General features: G+C 43.3%; 1 protein-coding gene. It reads right to left on the reverse strand.

The annotated features are described in order from the left end of the window. Window positions 1–1,201, reverse strand: a 1,201-nt coding sequence (locus AC1EU0_RS19160) for an Ig-like domain-containing protein (protein WP_480304374.1), incomplete at both ends; no start/stop codon positions are given.

Raw genomic sequence — 1,201 nt, forward strand, 5'->3', positions numbered from 1 at the left:
CGACGTATTTTGCTCACCAATTAGGGCGATGATTTTTGGCGTTTTCGCCTCAGTGACCGTTAAGTCATATTCGGCATTGGCGGATGAATAAGTATCGTCAGCGGCAATGGTGACCTTAATTTTGGTCGAACCCACCTTCAGCATGGTGACTGTGCCTTCTTGGTCAACCGTAGCCACATTTTCATCTTGAGAAATAAAGGTTAGTGCACCAGTACCATCAGCCGTTGTTTGGTTTTTAACTTTGTCACCCACTTCAGCTTGCATTTCATTTTCATCAAACGCGATGGTTTGGGTAAGCAGTTTGTCTGAAATTTGTAATCCTTCAGAGCTAACACTCACGCCTTCGTTCATACCAGCAGCCGCTTTTGGCGTTACCGAAAATACAATTGATTTACCACGGTTAGCTGGGGTGATTTGATAGGTTTTATCACTACCAACTACCTTGCCGTCAATCGTCCAAGCGTATTGGCTGTCTTTTTCAGCATCGTTTTCGTTGTCTGAATAGGTGTACGTGCCTGATAGCATGTCTTTGATCAGGACTTCCCCGCCGTTAACATCGGTGATAGAAATCGAGGTTGCAACGGGGGATTCATTTTCTGGTAGTGGAATCGCAAGGGCAGCAGATTTAACCGCTTCGGCATCATTTTTACCTGCGGCGGCTTTAGGCGTTACCTCAAAGACAATCGATTTACCTAAATCCTTATCTTGAATGCTGTAGTTTTTCTCTGTACCTACAACTTCTCCGTTTATGAACCAGCGATAGGCGCTGTCTTTTTCAGCATCATTTTCTTGATCTGAATAAGTGTAATTTCCAACCAGTTTATCGCCGAGTGCAACAGAATCACCATTTTCATCGACAATTTTTACATCAGCTGCCGTAGGAGAGTTGTTTTCAGGCGCAGGAGAGTTAGAGGCTTGCACAGCTTGTGCCTTAACCGCTTTTCCTGTAGCTATGCCGGTAGCAGCTTTGGGTGTGACTTCAAAATAGATTTTTTTACCTTGGTCTTCGGCTTTTACCTTATAATTTTTGTCAGTGCCAACCGTCTTTCCATCAATAATCCACTTGAAAGTAGTGCCTTTTTCTGTATCTTTTTCTTTATCAAAAAAGATGTAAGTTCCCTGAAGTAAGTCACCCACAACAACTGAACCGCCATTTTGATCTTTGGCTACTACATTTCGTGCAACAGGTGCTGTGTTTGAA

Source organism: Parashewanella sp. 2210YD4-3 (assembly GCF_056591735.1).